This is a genomic window from Williamsia sp. (genome assembly GCF_016462415.1).
Taxonomy (GTDB): Bacteria; Actinomycetota; Actinomycetes; order Mycobacteriales; family Mycobacteriaceae; genus Williamsia_A.
Genome location: NZ_JAEMTF010000180.1, coordinates 1 through 2,627, shown reverse-complemented (window position 1 = coordinate 2,627; position 2,627 = coordinate 1). Strand labels below are relative to the sequence as shown.

Here is a 2,627-nt window from a genome sequence, read left to right as displayed (position 1 = left end):
GCAGGCTGGGGACACGGCCCCCGAGGACACCTCGACCCTGCGCGTCGAGCAGATGCCGACCGACGAGGTGGCCGCGCGACTGGACCTCACCCTCACCGTGGCGACCGCACCCGAGGGCGACCCCTGGACCACCGAGATCGTCTACGCCACCGACCTGTTCGACGAATCGAGCATGCAGGTTCTCGCGGAGCGGCTGCTGCGCGTCCTCGACGCGCTCGTCTCGTCACCCTCGGCCGCCGTCGGCGATGTCGATCTGCTGGACGCCGCGGAGCGTCGGGCACTGGAGTCCATGTCGTCGGGCCCGCAGGCGCCCGCACCGCACACGGTGGTCGATCTGCTCGACGCGCAGCGGGCGCGGACCCCGGACGCGGTCGCGGTGGTCGTCGCCGACCGGGCGCTGACCTACCGCGAGTTGGGTGCGTACACCGACTCGATCGCACGCTCGCTGATCGCCCGCGGTGTCGGGACCGGCGTCGCGGTGGGGGTGTGTCTGCCGCGGTCGGTCGAGATGATGGTCGCGATCCACGCCGTCGTGCGCGTGGGCGGCCAATACGTCCCGATCGACGTCGACGCACCGGCCGAACGGGTCCGGTACATGATCGAGACCGCCGGTGTCGGAATGGTTCTCGTCGGTCCGGCGGGGTGGCCGGTCCCTGACCTCGGCACCACCGACACCGTGGTCGTCGACTGTTCGGCGCCGATCGCCGGGGAGGTCGCGCCGCTGCGCCCCGACGAGCTGATCCGTCCGGTGATGCTCGACGACGCCGCCTACACGATCTTCACATCGGGATCGACCGGTCGGCCCAAGGGTGTGACGGTCTCCCACCGCGCGATCGCGAACCGGTTGCAGTGGTTGCAGGATCTCGACAGGCTCGGCGCCGACGACGTCGTCCTGCAGAAGACACCGATCACCTTCGACGTGTCGGTGGGTGAGCTGTTCGGCCCGTTCATCGCCGGCGCGCGACTCGTGCTGTCCGAGCCCGGGCGGCACGCTGATCCCGCCCACATCGCGTCCCTCGTGCGCGAACACGCGGTGACCACCATCCACTTCGTGCCGTCGATGATGGCGCTGTTCGTCGAGTTCCTCACCGAGGAGCAGATCGCGGGCCTGGCCTCGCTGCGGCGCGTGCTCGCATCCGGTGAGGCAGTCGCCGCCCCGACCGCGCACGCCATGGCGGCGGTCGCACCCGCGGCCACCATCCGCAATCTCTACGGCCCCACCGAGGCGGCGGTCGAGGTCACCGCGCACACCGTTGTCGCCGACGAGACGGTCATCGGGATCGGCGAGCCGATGGCGGGCACCATCACCCGCGTGCTCGACGCACGACTGCAGCCTGTCCCGGTCGGTGTGGTCGGCGAGCTCTACCTCGGTGGCGTACAGCTGGCCCGCGGCTACGCCTCCCGCCCCGATCTGACCGCGGACCGCTTCGTCGCCGATCCGGCAGGCAGTGGGACGCGCCTCTACCGCACCGGCGACCTGGTCCGATGGAACCGCGATTCCGAGCTGGAGTACCTGGGCCGCGGTGACTTCCAGGTGAAGCTGCGCGGCCAGCGGATCGAGCTCGGCGAGATCGAGACCGTGCTGATGTCGGCGCCGGGGGTCCGGGCCGCCGCGGCCACCGTCGTCACGACCGCTGCGGGCGACTCGCTCGTCGGCTACGTGTCCGGCCCGAACACCCACGACCCGGCCGCCCTCGACCAGGTACGCGAGCATGTCGCACGACGACTCCCGGCGTACATGCGGCCGACGATGTGGATGGTCCTCGACGACTTCGTCCACAACTCCGCGGGCAAGATCGACCGTCGCGCCCTGCCTGCGCCCGAGACCGGTCCGGCGCACCTCGGCGGCGGGACCGTCGAGTCGCCGCGATCCCCGGTCGAGGACCTCATCGCCGGGATCGTCGCCGACGTGCTCGGGATCGACGCGGTGTCGGTGACCACCGGGTTCTTCGAACTGGGCGGCAACTCGCTCTCGGCGATGCGCGTCGTCGCCCGGATCGGCGCGGCGCTCGACGTCGAGGTCGGGGTGCGCGAACTCTTCGACCACCCGACCGTCCGCGAGCTGGCGCAGCGTGTCTCGCAGTCGGGGGTGAGCGAGATACCGCTCGTTCGCCGCGACCGCCCGGCGCGCATACCGCTGTCCCATGCGCAGGGCCGCATCTGGTTCCTCAACCAGTTCGACGTCACCTCGACCGCCTACGACATCCCTATCGCGCTGCGCCTCGTCGGCGACCTCGACGTGGCGGCACTGCGGGCCGCGCTGGACGACGTCATGCTGCGGCACGAGCCGCTGCGGACCGTGTTCCCGCTCGTCGACGGCGAACCGAGCCAACAGATCCTCGACCCCGACACGGCGCGCCGACGATTGGACTGGCGGGTCACCGCCGACCCGGACGCGGCCATGGGGATCATCGGCACCGGTGTCGACGTCACCCGGGAACTCCCGATCCGCGCGCGCATCGCGACGTCACCGGCATCGGGAGACCGTGAGCACCTGCTGGTGCTGGTGGTGCACCACATCGCCGGTGACGCGCACTCGTTGGGCATCCTCGCCGGGGAGATGATGACCGCGTACACCGCGCGACGCGGCTCGATCGACGACGGGCCCGCCCTGCCCGCCCCGGAGA

At 71.3% G+C, this 2,627-nt stretch carries 1 protein-coding gene; it reads left to right on the top strand.

Translation table 11 applies throughout. The annotated features are described in order from the left end of the window. Positions 1 to 2,627 (top strand): amino acid adenylation domain-containing protein (locus JHC79_RS22785; protein WP_296395197.1); only part of this gene is annotated, 2,627 nt, incomplete at both ends.